The 15839-nt window shown below is 67.3% G+C and carries 18 protein-coding genes; 7 read left to right on the top strand and 11 right to left on the bottom strand.

Annotated elements, in window-relative coordinates:
- Nucleotides 1–134 precede the first annotated feature (134 nt).
- The 3 genes from ACEU5R_RS09470 to ACEU5R_RS09460 form a co-directional block, all read right to left on the bottom strand.
- Complete coding sequence (locus ACEU5R_RS09470; RefSeq protein WP_392409953.1) at nt 135–827, bottom strand: Fic family protein; 693 nt, start codon at nt 825–827, stop codon at nt 135–137.
- Nucleotides 805–1137, bottom strand: coding sequence for an antitoxin VbhA family protein (locus ACEU5R_RS09465; RefSeq protein ID WP_392409952.1), 333 nt, complete (start codon nt 1135–1137; stop codon nt 805–807). Before ACEU5R_RS09465 ends, ACEU5R_RS09470 begins: the two co-directional genes overlap by 23 nt.
- Before the next feature lie 109 nt (nt 1138–1246).
- Nucleotides 1247–1714: an Lrp/AsnC family transcriptional regulator gene (locus ACEU5R_RS09460; protein WP_103274122.1), complete on the bottom strand. Its 468-nt coding sequence runs from the start codon at nt 1712–1714 to the stop codon at nt 1247–1249.
- Nucleotides 1715–1843: 129 nt separating this feature from the next.
- Between ACEU5R_RS09460 and ACEU5R_RS09455 the strand changes: the two genes are divergently transcribed.
- From ACEU5R_RS09455 to ACEU5R_RS09430, 6 genes are all read left to right on the top strand, one after another.
- A complete protein-coding gene (locus ACEU5R_RS09455; protein WP_103274121.1) occupies nt 1844–2752 on the top strand; it encodes a DMT family transporter in 909 nt (302 codons plus the stop codon).
- Between the two features lie 143 nt (nt 2753–2895).
- The gene (locus ACEU5R_RS09450; RefSeq protein ID WP_103274120.1) at nt 2896–3597 is read left to right on the top strand and encodes a glutathione binding-like protein; all 702 of its coding nucleotides are present in this window, start codon (nt 2896–2898) and stop codon (nt 3595–3597) included.
- Between the two features lie 10 nt (nt 3598–3607).
- Nucleotides 3608–4078 carry a GNAT family N-acetyltransferase gene (locus ACEU5R_RS09445; protein WP_392409951.1) on the top strand — a complete coding sequence of 157 codons (471 nt, stop codon included), beginning with the start codon at nt 3608–3610 and terminating at the stop codon, nt 4076–4078.
- Between the two features lie 12 nt (nt 4079–4090).
- Nucleotides 4091–4366 carry a lipoate protein ligase C-terminal domain-containing protein gene (locus tag ACEU5R_RS09440; protein WP_103274118.1) on the top strand — a complete coding sequence of 92 codons (276 nt, stop codon included), beginning with the start codon at nt 4091–4093 and terminating at the stop codon, nt 4364–4366.
- Nucleotides 4363–5145, top strand: a complete 783-nt coding sequence (locus ACEU5R_RS09435) for a biotin/lipoate A/B protein ligase family protein (RefSeq protein ID WP_103274117.1) — start codon at nt 4363–4365, stop codon at nt 5143–5145. The genes ACEU5R_RS09440 and ACEU5R_RS09435 overlap by 4 nt, the downstream gene beginning before the upstream one ends.
- A 47-nt stretch (nt 5146–5192) precedes the next feature.
- On the top strand, nt 5193–6005 hold the full coding sequence (locus tag ACEU5R_RS09430) for an RsiV family protein (protein ID WP_103274116.1): 813 nt from the start codon (nt 5193–5195) through the stop codon (nt 6003–6005).
- Between the two features lie 171 nt (nt 6006–6176).
- On the opposite strand, the gene ACEU5R_RS09425 is transcribed toward ACEU5R_RS09430, so the two are convergent.
- Nucleotides 6177–7466: a Glu/Leu/Phe/Val dehydrogenase gene (locus ACEU5R_RS09425; protein ID WP_392409950.1), complete on the bottom strand. Its 1290-nt coding sequence runs from the start codon at nt 7464–7466 to the stop codon at nt 6177–6179.
- A gap of 391 nt (nt 7467–7857) precedes the next feature.
- Here ACEU5R_RS09425 and ACEU5R_RS09420 point away from each other — a divergent pair, with 391 nt between their 5' ends.
- A complete protein-coding gene (locus tag ACEU5R_RS09420; protein ID WP_103274114.1) occupies nt 7858–9525 on the top strand; it encodes a BBE domain-containing protein in 1668 nt (555 codons plus the stop codon).
- A gap of 117 nt (nt 9526–9642) precedes the next feature.
- Here the strand turns inward: ACEU5R_RS09420 and hutG are convergent, their stop codons facing one another.
- From hutG to ACEU5R_RS09385, 7 genes are all read right to left on the bottom strand, one after another.
- Complete coding sequence (gene hutG / locus ACEU5R_RS09415) at nt 9643–10590, bottom strand: formimidoylglutamase (protein ID WP_103274113.1); 948 nt, start codon at nt 10588–10590, stop codon at nt 9643–9645.
- On the bottom strand, nt 10587–11372 hold the full coding sequence (locus tag ACEU5R_RS09410) for an amino acid ABC transporter ATP-binding protein (RefSeq protein WP_304558823.1): 786 nt from the start codon (nt 11370–11372) through the stop codon (nt 10587–10589). The genes hutG and ACEU5R_RS09410 overlap by 4 nt, the downstream gene beginning before the upstream one ends.
- Nucleotides 11369–12043 (bottom strand): amino acid ABC transporter permease, encoded by a 675-nt coding sequence (locus ACEU5R_RS09405; protein WP_103274111.1) that lies wholly within the window; start codon nt 12041–12043, stop codon nt 11369–11371. The genes ACEU5R_RS09410 and ACEU5R_RS09405 overlap by 4 nt, the downstream gene beginning before the upstream one ends.
- Nucleotides 12040–12786, bottom strand: a complete 747-nt coding sequence (locus ACEU5R_RS09400; RefSeq protein WP_392409949.1) for a transporter substrate-binding domain-containing protein — start codon at nt 12784–12786, stop codon at nt 12040–12042. Before ACEU5R_RS09400 ends, ACEU5R_RS09405 begins: the two co-directional genes overlap by 4 nt.
- A gap of 148 nt (nt 12787–12934) precedes the next feature.
- Complete coding sequence (locus ACEU5R_RS09395) at nt 12935–13681, bottom strand: IclR family transcriptional regulator (RefSeq protein ID WP_103274109.1); 747 nt, start codon at nt 13679–13681, stop codon at nt 12935–12937.
- A 276-nt stretch (nt 13682–13957) separates the two neighbouring features.
- Nucleotides 13958–14851, bottom strand: coding sequence for an ankyrin repeat domain-containing protein (locus ACEU5R_RS09390; RefSeq protein ID WP_392409948.1), 894 nt, complete (start codon nt 14849–14851; stop codon nt 13958–13960).
- A 37-nt stretch (nt 14852–14888) separates the two neighbouring features.
- Nucleotides 14889–15659: a TatD family hydrolase gene (locus ACEU5R_RS09385; RefSeq protein WP_103274107.1), complete on the bottom strand. Its 771-nt coding sequence runs from the start codon at nt 15657–15659 to the stop codon at nt 14889–14891.
- Nucleotides 15660–15839: the final 180 nt, after the last annotated feature.

Genomic DNA, 15839 nt, shown 5'->3' with positions numbered 1-15839 from the left:
AGGCAGGATTTGTCGGACTTTGCATCCGAAATGGCTCGCTCCCTGGCGCCAGGGACCGGCGGATCGGCTCAGCCATGAAATCGCTGAACGAACTGCGGACGCTGACAGCTAGGCCGTTGCAGGAATAGGCTGCGCTAGCTGGCTGCCGATACGGCGTCGCGGAGCAGTTCGGGAAGATCGGGGTTGCCTTCGAAGCGATCCATGGTCAGCACGACATCGCGCCGTGTGCCGGCGTGCCGGATGTCTGGCAAGGCCAGGGCGTTGACGCTGCGGTCACGGGCAATATAGAGCAGGTCGCGAGCACCTGGAGATCGGTTGAAACGTTCCCAGTCTAGCGAATAGCCGCAGGCCTGCGCGAGTTGGCGGGTGAAAATGCGCAGGCTTCGGCTATTGCCGTCGCGAAACGGATGCGCATAATCCAGCTCCGCATAAAGATCTCCGAGCGCCCGCACGAACTCGGCCAAAGGTAGCCTGGACAACGTGGCAGGCCTGGCTTCGGCAAGCATGTGGTCCATGCGAGCCAGGGCGATATCATCCATGCGCGAATACGCGACGCAAGACGGTGCGTCGACAGTTTCCAGTCGACGGTTCTTGATCCAATCCAGCCCATCCGGCACGGCGGGCCGATACTGCCCGGGCGTGACATCATCGAATCCCAATGCGGGCAGATCCTGGAAAAGCCGTCGGTTTATCTCCCGTAAATGCGCGGCATCGAAATCGCCAGCCACAGGCGTAAGCAGAAGCTCGACGCTGCGCTGGAAAACATGCCGGCGCTCCTGTGCGTGGCGCGCCTGCGGCGTCAAATCAGGAGCTTGGCGGTTGGTCATGCAACTGAGCCGCGACGAATTCGGCCAAATCGATTTCACCGTCTATGAAGCGTTGCGCATGGACTTCGTCTGCCGGAGTCAGCACGAAACCCTCCAGGCCGACGTTGGCACGCGAAAACTCGACCGCAGCTTGCCGCCGCTGGCGCTCAGCGGCAGTGATCAATGACTTTGGCGGCAGGGTGCGGACGATGTACTCGCGCATGAGCTCGCGCAAGACCTGTGCGGCAGGCCGGTGCTCGGTTTCAACGGCGCGATGGAAGTCGTCGCGCAACTCGGTCTCGACCCGGAAAGTGACGGTGGATTCTTTCACGCTAAGGACTCCGGCATGAGGTTCTCTGAAGCCAATTTTAATGTCATTGCATTGTGCGAACAATGTAATGACATTTCATCCCGCCAAGCGACCTGCGAGCCAGCCGCCATCACCGCAACGGCGGCAACCTGCGCCGCACCGTGCGCGCCTTGACGATGGACGTGTTGGTCTCGGCGTATTCCGTCACCCGCTCCAGGATCCCGTCCAGGTGCGAGATCGAGCGCAGCACCAGCCGGGCGATGAAGCAGTCGTCGCCCGTGACCTTGTCGCATTCGATGAAATCCGGGATCTCCTGGATCAGCCCTTCCACGTGCCGCAGCTGGCCCGGCAAGGGGCGGATGCGGACGATGGCTTCCAGCGTGTAGCCCAGCGCGACCGGGTCCACGTCGACGGTATAGGCGCGGATCACGCCGGAATCTTCCAGGCGCCGCAGCCGGTCCGCCACGCTGGGCGCCGACATGCCGACCTGGCGCGCGAGGTCGGCGGTGGTGGTGCGGGCATTGGCCGACAGCATCTCCACCAGGCGGCGGTCGATACCGTCCAGGACCGGGTTTTCATTCTTTAGGTCGTTTTGCATATATTCCACCTAAAAGAAGGTTGGAAAATAAAAATGCCGAAACCTCATCATATAACCAGCTTTATCTGCCTGGGATAATTTCTCCATCAAACATCAGCGCCGGCGCCCTGTCCGGCTGGAGAGATCATCATGAACCCGAATTCCGAACGCGTGGGCCTGGCGCAGATGGCCGCGGCCATGACCCTGTCGGGCACCTTGGGCGTGTTCGTGCTGGAGTCCGGACAGAGCGCCTGGAACGTGGTGTTCTTCCGTTGCCTGTTCGGCGCGCTGTCGCTGCTGGCGTATTGCTGGGCGCGCGGCCTGCTGCGGCCCGGACTGTACACGCGCCGCACGCTGGCCCTGGCGCTGGCGGCCGGCGCCGCGCTGGTGCTGAACTGGGTGCTGTTGTTCTCGGCCTACCGGCTGGCCTCGATCTCGCTGGCCACGGCGGTCTACAACGTGCAGCCCTTCTTCCTGATCGGGCTGGGCGTGCTGTTCCTGGGCGAGCGGCCCAGCGCCGGCAAGCTGGCCTGGTCGCTGGTGGCCTTCGCCGGCCTGCTGCTGGTGCTGCGACTGTGGGACGCGCGCGCCGACGGCGGCGACTACCTGGCCGGGCTGGCTCTGGGCCTGGGCGCGGCCGCGCTGTATGGCGTCACCGCCGTCATCGTCAAGCGCCTGAAGGCGATACCGCCGCAGGTGCTGGCGCTGACGCAGGTGACGCTGGGCGCCGTCATGCTGCTGCCCATGGCCGATTTCAGCGCCCTGCCCGCCTCGCCGTTGCAATGGAGCTACCTGGTCGCGCTGGGGCTGGTCCATACCTGCCTGATGTACATCCTGATGTATTCCGCCATCCAGAAGCTGCCGACCACGTCCACCGCCGCGCTCAGCTTCATCTATCCGGCCGTGGCCATCCTGCTGGACCTGCTGGTGTACGGCCATCGCATGGACATGGCGCAGATCGCCGGCGTGGCGCTGATCTTCCTGGCCGCCGCCGGCGTCAGCCTGAACTGGAGCTGGCGCCTGCCGCGCGGCCGCGCCGGCCACGGCGCCGCTTCCTGAGGTCCGGCTCTCATAACCGCGCCCGCCCCCCGGTTATTGGGGCGCGGGCCTGCGCGTCCCCGCTATCATGGCCTTCCCCACCCGCCGGCCATCACCGGCGGGGCCCAGGGCGCACCGCGCCCTGACCGCAAAGGACACCCGCCATGATCGATCTCTATTACTGGACCACCCCCAACGGCCACAAGATCACGCTGTTCCTCGAGGAAACCGGCCTGCCGTACCGCATCCATCCGGTGAACATCAGCAAGGGCGACCAGTTCAAGCCCGAGTTCCTGGCCATCGCGCCGAACAACCGCATCCCCGCCATCGTGGACCAGGCGCCGGCCGACGGCGGCGGTCCGCTGTCGCTGTTCGAATCCGGCGCCATTCTGCTGTACCTGGCCGAGAAGACCGGCCGCTTCCTGCCCGCCGACCTGCGTGGCCGCCAGGAAGTGTCGCAATGGCTGTTCTGGCAGATGGGCGGGCTGGGGCCCATGGCCGGGCAGAACCACCATTTCTCGGGCTATGCGCCCGAGCGCATTCCCTATGCCATCGAACGCTACGTCAAGGAAACCAACCGCCTGTACGGCGTGCTGAACAAGCGCCTGGCCGACCGCGAATTCGTGGCCGGCGACTATTCGATCGCCGACATGGCCGCCTATCCCTGGATCGTGCCGCACGCCAAGCAGGGCCAGGACCTGAACGACTTCCCGCACCTGAAGCGCTGGTTCGACGCCATCGCCGCGCGTCCGGCGACCCGGCGCGCCTATGCGCTGGCCGACCAGATCAATACCGCGCCCTCGGTCGGCGACGAGGAATCGCGCCGCATCCTGTTCGGCCAGACCGCGCAGAACGTAGCGCGCTGAGAGGTTCGCGATGTCCATTCCAACCCCGCAGTTCCGCCGCGCGCGCGCCGAGGACCTGCCCGCCATCGTCGCCCTGCTGGCCGACGACGCGCTGGGCGCCACGCGCGAGGATCCCTCGCTGCCCGTCAACGCGCGCTACCAGGACGCGTTCGCCGCCATCGACCGCGATCCCAACCAGTTCCTGGCCGTGGTTGAGCTGGATTCAAGCATTGCCGGCTGTTTGCAGTTATCGTTCATCCCCGGCCTGTCGCGCCTGGGGCTGTGGCGCGGGCAGATCGAAAGCGTGCGCATCGCCGCCGGACTGCGCGGCGCCGGCCTGGGCCGCGCCATGTTCGAATGGGCGATCGCGCAGTGCCGCGAACGCGGCTGCGGCCTGGTGCAGCTGACCACCGACCGCGCGCGGCCGGACGCGCGCCGGTTCTACGAGAGCCTGGGCTTCGCGGCCAGCCACGACGGCATGAAACTGAATCTAGAGCATTAGAAAGGAGCGCCCATGCATGGCGAATACAAGGTCCCCGGCGGCAAGCTGGTCGTGGCGGACGTGGAGGTGCGCGATGGCCGGCTGGCCGACGTGCGCATCAGCGGAGACTTTTTCCTGGAGCCGCCCGAGGCGCTGGAAGCGATCAATCGCGGCCTGACCGGCATGCCCGCCGACGCCGGCGAGCTGGAGCTGGCGCTGGCGGTGCAGTCGGCCCTGCCCTCCGACGCCGAGATGTTCGGCTTCTCGGCCGAGGCCGTGGCCGTGACCTTGCGGCGGGCCCTGGCATGAGCGCGAACCGCAGCGACTGGAACGACTACGACTGGCAGCTGATCCATGAAGGCCCGCAGCCGCCGGCGCTGCACATGGCGCTGGACGCGGCCATCACCGACGAAGTCGGCGCCGGGCTGCGCCCGCCCACGCTGCGCATCTGGGAATGGGCCGAGCCGGCCGTCGTCATCGGCCGCTTCCAGTCGCTCAAGAACGAGGTCGACCCCGACGGCGCGCAGCGCCACGGCATCACCGTGGTGCGGCGGGTCAGCGGCGGCGGCGCCATGTTCATGGAGCCGGGCAATTCCATCACCTATTCCCTGAGCGTGCCGCAGGCGCTGGTGCAGGGCATGAGCTTCCAGGAGTCCTATGCCTTCCTGGATGCCTGGGTGCTGGAAGCGTTGAAGAGCCTGGGCATCAAGGCCTGGTACCAGCCGCTGAACGACATCGCCTCGGACCTGGGCAAGATCGGCGGCGCGGCGCAGGCGCGGCGTTCCGGCGCGGTGCTGCACCACGTCACCATGGCCTATGACATCGACGCCGATAAAATGGTGGAGGTCCTGCGCATCGGCCGCGAGAAGCTGTCGGACAAAGGCACCACCAGCGCGAAGAAGCGCGTCGACCCGCTGCGCACGCAGACGGGCCTGGCGCGCGCCGACGTGATCCAGCGCATGGTGGACACCTTCGCCGGCCTGCACCGCCTGAGCCCCGGCCAGATCGGCGAGGCGACGCTGGCGCGCGCGCAGGCCCAGGCCGACGAGAAGTTCTCGACGGCCGAGTGGACGGCGGTCGTGCCCTGAGCGCGGTCGCCTTGGTATTGCCCCGTTTTACCTGGAGGTTCCTGTCTATGCGTCGCACGTTCACGCACCGAGGCGCGGCTGGCGTCCTGTCCCTGGCCGCCGCGCTGGGGCTGGCGGGCTGCGGCAGTTCGCCGCCCGCCAACATCACGCTGGCCGCGCCCGCCGCTACGTCTTCAACCCCGGAGAAAGTGGGCGACCTGGCCACCGAGCGCATCAAGTGGGCGTCCAACAAGCCCGACTGCAAGGGCGACTGCCCGCGCATCGAGATCGACAGCGTGGCCTTCCCCGGCATACCCAAGCTGACGGCGCTGGTCGACCATGTGCTGGCCTACATGACCGGCACCGACGCCCAGCGCCGCGGCCCCTATGAAACGCTGTCGGAATACACGCAGTATTTCTGGCAGACCGCGCGTCCGCGCGATGCCACCTACTTCAAGGCGCGCGTGCGCGACACGGTCGGCGGCGTCGTCGCCATCGAGCTGCACACCGAGCAGTTCCTGACGGGTTCGGCCCACGGCATTCCCGCCACCCAGTTCCTGAACTGGGAGCTGGGGCGAGGCCGCGTGATGGCGCTGGACGAGGCGCTGATTCCCGGCCGCCGCGCCGAATACGTGGCCGCGCTGCGCCGGGCCCACGCCAAATGGCTGCAGGGCAACGCCGAGGCCCGCCGCGACCCGGCGGCCTACGACAAGATGTGGCCGTTCCAGGAGAACGACAACTACGCGCTGACCCGCGACGGCATGGTCATCAAATATCCGGCCTATTCGATCGCGCCTTACGCGCAGGGCGAACCGGAGATCAGCATTCCATACTCGGAACTGCGCGGCATCCTCAAGCCCGAGCTGCTGCCGGCGTCCTGATCGCGTCGGCCGGCAGACGCGCCGGCCAGCGCCCCGTGGCGGCGCCGGCGGACGGACCGACGCAAGCGCGCCGGCCGCCCAAATGAAGATCGCCCCTTGCGGGGCGATCTCCTTATTGTCTTCCTCCTGCTCCCCGGCGGGGCGCCTGACGGCGTCCCGCCAGTTCGGGTATCACGGATACAGGCCGCGCACCTGACGGGCTTGCAGGATCCGCGTGCACGCCACGATGAAGGCGGCGGTGCGCAGCGTGACCTTGTGCTCGCGCGCCACTTGCGAGATGCCGGCGTAGGCTTCGCGCATGATGCGCTCCAGGCGCTGATTGATCTCGTCCTCGCTCCAGAAGAAGCTGGAGAAGTCCTGCACCCACTCGAAGTACGACACCGTCACGCCGCCGGCGTTGGCCAGCACGTCCGGCACCACGTACACGCCGTGCTCGAACAGGATGTCGTCGGCTTCCGGGGTGGTCGGGCCGTTGGCGCCTTCCACCACGATCTTGGCGCGCACCTTGGATGCGTTCGCGGCGGTGATCTGGCTTTCCAGGGCGGCCGGGATCAGGAATTCGGTTTCCAGGGTCCAGAACTCGTTCTTGTCCATCGCCTGGCCGCCGGTGAAGCCGCCCACGCCGCCATGCTGCGACACGTGCGACAGCAGCTTGTGCACGTCCAGGCCGGCCGCGTTGTGCACGGTGCCGGTGTGGTCCTGGGCGGCGATGACCTTGGCGCCGGCCTCATGGAACAGGCGGGCGGCGGTGCCGCCGACGTTGCCGAAGCCCTGCACCACCACGCGCGCGCCGGCGACGTTGATGTTCAGGTCGCGCGCGGCTTCGCAGCCCACCACGAACACGCCGCGGCCGGTGGCCTCGACGCGGCCCAGGCTGCCGCCCAGCGCGATCGGCTTGCCGGTCACGACGCCGGTGGCGGTCGAGCCTTCGTTCATGGAGTACGTGTCCATCATCCAGGCCATGGTCTGGGCGTTGGTGTTCACGTCGGGCGCGGGGATGTCCTTGGACGGTCCGATGATCACGCCGATTTCCGAGGTGTAGCGACGCGTCACGCGCTCGAGCTCGGACATGGACAGCGTGCGCGGGTCGACGCGGATGCCGCCCTTGGCGCCGCCGTAGGGCAGGTTCACCGCGGCGTTCTTGATCGACATCCAGGCCGACAGCGCCATGACTTCGGAGAGCGTCACGTCCTGGTGGAAGCGCACGCCGCCCTTGCCCGGGCCGCGCGAGGTGTTGTGCTGCACGCGATAGCCCTCGAAGTGGGCGATCTTGCCGTTGTCCAGCTCGATCGGCACGTCGACGATCAGCGAGCGCTTCGGGCGCTTCAGGGTCTCGACCCAGCGTGCCAGCGAACCGAGGTACGGGGTGACCCGGTCGACCTGCTGCAGGTAGTTGCCCCAGGGGCCGAGGTCGTCGGCGTTCAGATAAGACGGCAATGCGTGGGTGGGAGTTTGAGACATGAGCTGGCTCTCCTGACAAAGTTGCGCCATTTTATCCACGAAACCTATATCGTCCCCATTTTTAATGAAAATATTTTAAATGGGGACACATATAATTCGGAGCCTTCCGAAAGGCGGACCTGCGTCCATTCGGCGCCTGCCCTCAGGCGGCTTCCCGCCCTGCCTATCCTAGTGCGCGGCGGCGCCAGCGTCCATCCTCCGCAGGCATGTCGCACAGCGTTGAATCCGTCACCCTGATCCCGCACAATGCGCAGGTCCCCGGCGACCGGCTGGGGATAGCGTGTGCGAGTCATTCCGCCGCCAGGCGGGAGTCCGGTCGCATGTGAAGACCTTGCATGTGAAGACCTAGCGTCTGAAGACCCTTATGAACCCTTAAAACATAGAGGATCTCATGTCGGATTTTGTCTTTGTCAATAACGATGACCAGCGCTACCGAACCCTGCAAAAGGGTTTCAACCTGCGTTTCCCCACCACCGGCGAGGGTGCGGACGCGATCTATGTCTGCCACGACGCGCAGTCGGTCCTGGCTGCCGCCAACGACGCGCTGGCCAAGGGCTGCCGCATCACGGTGCGCAGCGGCGGCCACTGCTACGAAGGCTTCGTGGCGAACAAGCTGCCCGAGGACCACGGCAAGTCCCTTGCCATCATCGACATCGGCCTGGTGACGGGCCTGCGCTACAGCGAGGCCGGCGACGTGTCCTCGCCCTGGAATGCGTCGGCGCGCTACAAGTTCTCGGCCGCCGCCGGCAACCAGAACTGGGACGGCTATGTGAACCTGTACAAGTCGGCCAACCGGACCCTGCCCGGCGGCTCGTGCTATTCGGTGGGCGCTGGCGGCCACATCGTCGGCGGCGGCTATGGCCTGCTGTCGCGCCTGCAGGGCCTGACGGTCGATTGGCTGTCGGGCGTGGACATCCTGGTGCCCAAGGGCCCGGGCCAGAACGCCCTGGTCGCCAAGCACGTCAACCTGGCCAGCGTCGGCACCGACCGCGACCTGTTCATCGCGTGCCGTGGCGGCGGTGGCGGCAACTACGGCATCATCCTGAATTACTACTTCGCGGAACTGCCCGTCGCGCCGCAACAGGCCTACTGGCTGTCGCTGTCGTATCCCTGGGCCTCGTTCGGCACGGGCGCCACCGGCAAGGCCGCCTTCGGCCGCTTCATGAAGGCCTACTACCAGTGGTTCGCGGACAATGACGCCGACTGGAACAGCTCCGACCCGGCCAAGGCCAACGGCGGACTGTTCACGCTGCTGAAGGTGCAGCACCGCTCCACCGGCGACATCGTGCTCAACATCCAGTACACCGGCACGGACGGCAAGGTCGGCGGCGCGCGCGACCAGCCCTTCATCAACTTCGTCAACGCGATGAACGCGGCCGCCGCCACGGTGCCCAGCATCAACATCGAGGCCAACTGGCTCGGACCGACGCGGCGCCTGACCGAAGCGCCGCTGGACCTGTCCCACCCGGTGCAGGACGCGCGGCTGATGGACTGGCTGTGGCTGACGCAGAACATCAACGGCTCGGGCAGCAACCAGCGCGGCAAGTACAAGTCCGCGTACCACCGCGCCAACTTCACCGACGTGGAAATCACCGCCATGTGGGAGTACCTGAACGGCACGGCCGACCCGCGCCTGAACCAGGCTCTGGTGCAGATCGATTCGTATGGCGGCCGCATCAACCGCAACGACGAAACGCTCAACCCCACCAGCGTCCCGCAGCGTTCCTCGCTGCTGAAGTCGCAGTTCCAGGTCTACTGGACCGATCCAGCCGACGATGCGTTCTATCTGAAGTGGATCTCGGACCTGTACGACGAGTACTTCGGGCAGTATGGCGGCAAGCCCGTCTATCAGCCCGGCTCCCCGTTCGAAGGGTGCTACATCAACTACCCGGACGTGGATATGAAGTACACCAACCAGACCCACGCGCAGATCGATCCGGGCTGGCTGCACCTGTACTACGGCAACAAGGTCAACCAGCTGATCGCGACCAAGCGCTCGGTGGATCCCGACAATCTGTTCCATCACCAGATGTCGATTCCGCTGACGCCGCCGGTCTGACGGGCTGAGACGGGAACGGCGCGCGCAACCTGCCGGCTCCGCGCGCCGCGCACAAGAAAAAGGGCGGCCTGCTCGCGCAGCGGCCGCCCTTGCCTTTTCAGGCGGTCCCGCTAACGCTCAGGCCGACAGCAGCTGCCAGGCCAGCCGCGCCGCCGCGCGGGCGCCGTGGCCGTCCACGTCGAAACGCGGGTTGTACTCGGCCATATCGGCCAGCCGGAGCTTGCCGCTGGCCTTCACGCGCAACGCGATTTCCTCGACCACCGCCATCGGCACGCCGTAAGGCGCGGGCGCCGACACGCCGGGCATGACCGCCGCGGGCAGCACGTCCAGGTCGATGGTCAGGTACACATGGCTGGCCGCCGCCAGCAGGCTGTCCAGCTGCGCCAGGCGCTCCGGCAGGTGACGTTCGCCCATGTCGCGGTCCTCGACCCAGACCGCGCCCACTTCGTCGGCGCGCGCGAACAGCGCCGGCGTATTGGCCAGCCGCGACACGCCCAGGCAGGCGTACTGCAGCTTGCGGCCGCGTTCCTGGCAGTAGCTGGCGATCTGGTCGAACGGCGTGCCCGAGCTGCCGGGCCGGCCGGTGCGCAGGTCGAAGTGCGCGTCCAGGTTCAGCACCAGCACGGCGCCGTCGTCGCCGCGCGACTCCAGCCAGCGCGCCAGGCCCTGGAAGCTGCCCCAGGCGATCTCATGGCCGCCGCCCAGCACCAGCGGGCGGGCGCCCTGCCCCAGCAGCGCGGCCACGCGCTGGCCCAGCGCGTCCTGCGCCGCTTCCAGCGCGTCGCCCTCGCAGGCCACGTCGCCGGCGTCCAGCAGCCGCGTCAGCCCATGGGCCGGCAGGCCGGCCAGGAACTTGCGGATGCCGGCCGGGCCGGCCGCCGCGCCCACGCGGCCCTGGTTGCGGGCCACGCCGGCGTCGCAGGCGAAGCCCAGCAATACGCCCTCGCCCGCCTTGGCCTGGCCGTCGTAGGCGCGCACGATGTGCGCCAGGCGGCGCGTGTCGCCGCGCTCGGCGCTGTCGTCGCGCGCCACCCAGACGCTGGCGTCCAGTTGCGGCGTGCTCATGCCTGCTCTCCCTGGCCGTTGTTCAGCACGGCCTGCAGGAAGGCGCGGGTGCGCGCCTCGCGCGGCTGGGTGAAGATCACGTCGGGCGAGCCGGATTCCAGGATCACGCCGCCGTCCATCACCGCCACCACGTCGGCCACGTCGCGCGCGAAGCCCATTTCGTGCGTGACCACCATCATGGTCATGCCCTCGCGGGCCAGCAGCTTCATGACCTGCAGCACTTCGCCCACCAGTTCCGGGTCCAGCGCCGAGGTCGGCTCGTCGAACAGCATGACCTTGGGCTGCATGGCCAGCGCGCGTGCGATGGCCACGCGCTGCTTCTGGCCGCCGGACAGGCTGGCCGGCATGGCGTTCATCTTCTGGCTCAGGCCGACCTTGGTCAGCAGGTCCTCGGCCAGCGCGTGGGCCTCGTCGCGGCCCATGCCGCGCAGCTTGCGCGGACCGACCGTGACGTTGTCCAGCACCGACAGGTGCGGGAACAGGTTGAAGCCCTGGAACACCATGCCCACCTGCATGCGCAGCTGGTTCAGCTGCGCCTCGGGCAGCATCTTGCCGTTGTCCTGCAGGGTCTGGCCGCAGATGCGGACGGTGCCGCCCTGCGCCACTTCCAGCCCGTTGCAGCAGCGCAGCAGCGTGCTCTTGCCCGAGCCGCTGGGCCCGATCACCACCACCACCTGCGACGGCAGCACATCGAAGTCGATGCCGCGCAGCACGGCGTGGTCGCCGTAGGATTTCTGCAGGCCGCGGATGCGGATCATTTCATTCATGGTTGCGGTGTTCATTGCACCATCCCCCCGGCGCGCAGATGTTGCTCGATCTTGCGCAGAATCACCATGGCCACCGTGGTCAGGACCAGATAGACCAGCGCCACCACCAGATAGGTTTCCAGCGCCAGGTACGACACGCTGATGATCTTCTGGCCTTCGTGCATCAGGTCATGGATGGTCAGCAGCGACACCAGCGCCGAGTTCTTGATCAGCGCGATGAACTCGTTGCCCAGCGGCGGGATCATGCGCACCACCGCCTGCGGCAGGATGATGATGCGCATGGCCTGACCCGAGGACATGCCGAGCGAGCGCGCCGCCTCGGTCTGGCCGCGATCCACCGACTGGATGGCGCCGCGCACGATTTCCGACACATAGGCGCCGGAGTACATGCCCAGGCCCACCACGCCGCAGACGAAGGCCGGCAGCGTGATGCCGAACCGGGGCAGGCCGAAGAACCAGATGAACAGCTGCACCAGCAGGGGCGTGCCGCGGAACAGCAGCAGGTAGACGCTGCACAGGTTGTAGATCACGCGGCGCTGCGGGTTGAGCCGGCCCACGCCGACCAGCAGGCCGACGACGCAGCCCACCAGCAAGGCGCCGGCGGTCACCTCGATGCTGACCAGCGCGCCGCGCAGCAGCGCGTCGAAGTCGGCAAAGACGGCGGAAAAATCCAAAGGCTGGTTCATTTCGCGGGGGCCTCGAACCACTTGTTGACGATGGCCTGGTAGCTACCGTCAGCCTTGAGCTTGGCCAGCGCGGCGTTCAGGTCGCGGGTCAGCTCGGGCTTGCTCTTGGGCACGGCGATGCCGTATTCCTCGGTGGTGACCTGCTCGGTCAGCACGGTCAGGTCCGGCGTGCTTTGCGCGAACAGCTTGGCGGCGGGCTTGCCCGTCACGGCGGCTTCGGCGCGGCCGATCTGCACCAGGCTGAACATTTCCTGGTTCTTTTCCACTTCGACGCGCTGCACCGACGGGAAGTGTTCCTTCAGGTAGTTGACCGACTTGGTGCCGACCTGCACCGAGACCTTGCGGCCATCCATGTCCTTGAGCGTCTTGATCGGGCCGTCCTTCTTGGTCAGCACGACCAGGCCGCCGGCGTAGTACGGGTCGGTGAAGTCGACCACGCGGCTGCGCTCGGGCGTGATGTAGATGGCGGACACGGCGATGTCGGCGCGGCCGGCCTGCAGGGCGGGAATCAGGCCCTTGAAGTCGATGTCGATCCATTCGACCTTCTTGCCCATGGCGCCGGCCAGGGCTTCCACCAGCTCGATGTCGAAGCCGGTGCGCTTGCCGTCCTTGACGAATTCCATCGGCGGGAAGGTGGCGTCGGTGACGGCGCGGATGGTTTCCTGCGCGTGGGCGGAACCGGCGGTCCAGGCGGCCAGGCCCAGGCTCAGGGCGGCGGTCAGCAGAGTGCGACGAGTGGTCATGATCAATCCTAGGAAAGGGATATCGGAAAGGCGAGCCGCGAGGCGGCAGGCGGAACAGGGAACGCGGTGGAGCGCCGGGACAGCATGGAATGGAAAATCAAGGTCGGTCGGGACGGTATTCGGAACGTAACGGTATCGGGCCTGGCGCTCAGCGCGCCTGCAGCTTCAGTGAAATGCGCCGGGCGGCGCCGACCGTCATGTCGATCAGGGCCTGCGGGCGCTGCGCCGCGCGGGTCGACGGCGCCATCAGCGTGATCGAGGCGACGGCCTGGTGGGCGCGCTGGAAGATCGGCACGCTCACGCCCCAGACGCCGGCGTCGACTTCGCTGTCGGTGACGGCGTAGCCCTGCCCGCGTATGGTTTCCAGCTCCCCGGACAGGCGCGCCGGATCCATGCCCGCCTCGCCGGCCAGGTAGCCCAGCGCCGCCTGCAGGCGCGCCGCCGGCATGAAGGCCAGCAGCGACTTGGCCGACGCACCCCGGGCCAGCGGCAGGCCGCGACCCTTGGTGAACGAGCAGCGCAGCGGATGCTGGCTTTCCACCATGTCCAGACAGACGGCCTGATCCTTGACCGCGACCAGCAGGCCGATGGTCTCGCCGGACGCGACCGCCAGCGCCGCCATGTCCGGCTGCGCTTCATGGATCAGGAAGGAAGACTGGTCGAAGCCCCAGGCCAGCTGCACGCTGAGCGGCCCCGGCCCGTATTCGCCATCGTGTTCGGCGACGAAGCCCCAGCGCTTGAGCAGCGCCACCTGCCGGTACAGCGTGCTTTGCGCCAGGCCGGTCTGTTCGGCCAGCGCCGCGATGCTGAGCGGCCCGTCATGCCGGGCCAGCGTGGCCAGCACATACAGGACGCGATCCGCGCCGGCGCCGACAGAGGGGTCGGGTGTCAAGATTCATCTCCAAACGAACTGGAGCGGAGATTATCAATTTATGGCTTTGATCCTGCAAATTATTCCCAAAAATTGAGAATTACAAGGGAAAACCCCAGCAAATATGAGAAAAATATCAAAGGAAGCCCTGCGCGCGGACACGGCCTGCCCAGGCGCGCGCCAAGGGCGCGCCACACCACGCAGCGCAAAGCAAAACGCCGCCCCAAGAGGCGGCGCATGCGTCGTCGCGTGGCCGCTGGACGCGGCGCGCAACGGCGGAAATCCGGCTGGCGAGGCCCGTCAGTCGTAGCTGTTCAGCTTGACGCCCGAGACGCCACGGACGGCCGGCGTACCGGGCTCAGGTGCCGGTGACGGCGACGCGACGGGAGGCGGCGCCAGGCTGGGCGGCGCTGCGTCCTGCCCCGCGCCGGCTGGCGCGACGGCCTGCAGCGCCGCATCATCCACCGATTCGGCTTCCGCCGGCGCGGCCGCGCGCCGCGCCTGCTTGTCCCGATCCTGGCGCGCGATCAGCTCGCGCAGCTCGGCGGCCAGCTTGGTCGACTTGCCGGTGGTGGCCCAGTCGGCCGCGTTCTGCCCCTTGGTATCGCGCGTGGTGACGTCGGCGCCGGCCTTGAGCAGCAGCTCGACCATGGGCTTGCTGCCCGATAGCGCGGCCATCATCAGCGGCGTCTCGCCCGAAGGCCCGGGCGCGTTGACCATGGCCTTGTGCTGCAGCAGCAGTTGCGCCATCGCCAGCTGGCCCTTGGACGCGGCATAGTGCAGCGGCGTCCAGCCCAGGCGGTTGACCTGGGCGCCGCGCGCGATGAGCGCGCGCGCCCGCTCGGTCTGGCCCGCGATCGCCAGGTACATCAGCGGGGTCTCGCCCGCCGGATTCTCGGCGTTCACGTCCGTGCGGCGGTCGGCGGCGATCGCGTCGAACACGTTCCAGGCGCCGGCCACCACCGCGCGCATCAGCGCCGGCTGGCCATTCTGGAAGCGGACATTGGGATCGGCGCCTTGCGCCAGCACGTCCTTGATGTCGTCGGCGTAGTCGTTAGCCAGGTAGACCCACCAGTCGTTCGGATTGGCGGCCTGCGCCGCGTGGGCCGCCAGCGCCATCGCCATGGCTGCCAGCGCCTTGCGGGCGGACGGGAACGAGCCTCGAACGGGCGACGGACGGCGGGCGATCTGCATGGGAACCTCGCGATTCAACTTGAACTATTTTCTTAATTTATTTCTTTATCTTATTGAAAAGATTAAAGAAGTTATCGGTTGACGCGCGCGCCACCTCGGCCACGGTGATGCCGCGCAGATCGGCGATCTTCTCGGCCACATGGATCACTTTGGACGGGTCGTTCAGCTTGCCACGGTAAGGCACCGGCGCCAGGTACGGCGAATCCGTTTCGATCAGCAGCCGGTCCAGCGGCACCTTGGCAGCGACCTCGTGCACGATCTGGGCATTCTTGAAGGTGACGATGCCGGACAGCGAGATATAAAAATTCTGCTCCAGCGCCGCCTGCGCGACCTCCCAGTTCTCGGTGAAACAGTGCATCACGCCGCCGACTTCACCAGCGTTTTCCTCGCGCAGCACGCGCACCGTGTCCTCGGCCGAGGCGCGCGTGTGCACGATCAGCGGCAGGCCGGTCTCGCGCGCCGCGCGGATATGACGGCGGAAGCGCTCGCGCTGCCAGTCCAACGGCTCGGACAGCCGGTAGTAGTCCAGCCCGGTCTCGCCGATGGCGACCACGCGGGGATGGGCCGACAGGCGCACCAGTTCTTCCACGGAGGGATCCGGCGTGTCTTCGTAGTCCGGATGCACGCCCACCGACGCCCACAGATGGGCGTGCGGCTCGACCAGCGCCATCAAGCCGGGCCATTCGGGCATGTTGACGCTGACCACCAGCGCGTGCGTCACCTGGTTGGCGGCCATGCGCTCCAGGATGGCGGGCAGGTCGGCGGCCAGTTCGGGGAAATTCAGATGGCAGTGGGAATCGACGTACATGGAAATCCGGGTTGCGGGCGCCGCCCCTGGCCCTGGCCGGCGCCGCGCTCGTGCGGGCCGCGGGCGACGGGCGGCGCGGGACTACGCCAGGCAGGATAGCACCACGCGCTGGAGCGCGGAGTGGGCGAAAAGCTTGGCATTCAAGGGGTGCGTGGCCAGCGCGCGCTGGCGCGTCAGCCA

It is taken from the genome of Achromobacter sp. 413638 (assembly GCF_043119405.1).
GTDB lineage: Bacteria > Pseudomonadota > Gammaproteobacteria > Burkholderiales > Burkholderiaceae_B > Achromobacter.
This window is presented reverse-complemented; position numbering and strand designations above follow the sequence as displayed.

Coding starts and splice junctions, on each gene's coding strand:
- hutG (WP_103274113.1), bottom strand. CDS start 10,590: ATGAGCACGCCGCAACTGGACGCCAGCGTCTGGGTGGCGCGCGACGAC.
- ACEU5R_RS09455 (WP_103274121.1), top strand. CDS start 1,844: ATGAACCCGAATTCCGAACGCGTGGGCCTGGCGCAGATGGCCGCGGCC.
- ACEU5R_RS09400 (WP_392409949.1), bottom strand. CDS start 12,786: ATGACCACTCGTCGCACTCTGCTGACCGCCGCCCTGAGCCTGGGCCTG.
- ACEU5R_RS09440 (WP_103274118.1), top strand. CDS start 4,091: ATGCATGGCGAATACAAGGTCCCCGGCGGCAAGCTGGTCGTGGCGGAC.
- ACEU5R_RS09445 (WP_392409951.1), top strand. CDS start 3,608: ATGTCCATTCCAACCCCGCAGTTCCGCCGCGCGCGCGCCGAGGACCTG.
- ACEU5R_RS09425 (WP_392409950.1), bottom strand. CDS start 7,466: ATGTCTCAAACTCCCACCCACGCATTGCCGTCTTATCTGAACGCCGAC.
- ACEU5R_RS09450 (WP_103274120.1), top strand. CDS start 2,896: ATGATCGATCTCTATTACTGGACCACCCCCAACGGCCACAAGATCACG.
- ACEU5R_RS09435 (WP_103274117.1), top strand. CDS start 4,363: ATGAGCGCGAACCGCAGCGACTGGAACGACTACGACTGGCAGCTGATC.
- ACEU5R_RS09390 (WP_392409948.1), bottom strand. CDS start 14,851: ATGCAGATCGCCCGCCGTCCGTCGCCCGTTCGAGGCTCGTTCCCGTCC.
- ACEU5R_RS09385 (WP_103274107.1), bottom strand. CDS start 15,659: ATGTACGTCGATTCCCACTGCCATCTGAATTTCCCCGAACTGGCCGCC.
- ACEU5R_RS09410 (WP_304558823.1), bottom strand. CDS start 11,372: ATGAACACCGCAACCATGAATGAAATGATCCGCATCCGCGGCCTGCAG.
- ACEU5R_RS09460 (WP_103274122.1), bottom strand. CDS start 1,714: ATGCAAAACGACCTAAAGAATGAAAACCCGGTCCTGGACGGTATCGAC.
- ACEU5R_RS09470 (WP_392409953.1), bottom strand. CDS start 827: ATGACCAACCGCCAAGCTCCTGATTTGACGCCGCAGGCGCGCCACGCA.
- ACEU5R_RS09405 (WP_103274111.1), bottom strand. CDS start 12,043: ATGAACCAGCCTTTGGATTTTTCCGCCGTCTTTGCCGACTTCGACGCG.
- ACEU5R_RS09430 (WP_103274116.1), top strand. CDS start 5,193: ATGCGTCGCACGTTCACGCACCGAGGCGCGGCTGGCGTCCTGTCCCTG.
- ACEU5R_RS09420 (WP_103274114.1), top strand. CDS start 7,858: ATGTCGGATTTTGTCTTTGTCAATAACGATGACCAGCGCTACCGAACC.